The organism is Streptomyces sp. SID486, from assembly GCF_009865385.1.
GTDB lineage: Bacteria > Actinomycetota > Actinomycetes > Streptomycetales > Streptomycetaceae > Streptomyces.
In genome coordinates this window covers 1-205 of sequence record NZ_WWJT01000541.1, presented here as the reverse complement: position 1 = coordinate 205, position 205 = coordinate 1, and the positions used below count along the sequence as shown (strand labels likewise).

Sequence of the window (205 nt, the reverse complement as noted above, 5' to 3'; positions counted from 1 at the left end):
AACGCGCCCGCTCGGACGCGGACGCCGCCCAGGCGGCCAAGCTCAGGGCCGACGCGGCCGTACGCACGGCCACCAGCGCCGCCGCCGACGCGATCGTGGCCTCTCAGCATGCCGCGTCCGAGGCGCAGGCCGCGGTGAAGCTGGCGGACGAGGCGGAGCAGCACGCGAAGGACGCCAAGTCGCAGGCCGACGCGGCGAACAAGGA

The 205-nt window shown here is 75.6% G+C and carries 1 protein-coding gene; it reads left to right on the top strand.

The features are described 5' to 3' along the window. On the top strand, positions 1-205 hold a 205-nt coding region (locus GT045_RS24630), incomplete at both ends, for a hypothetical protein (protein WP_161335481.1).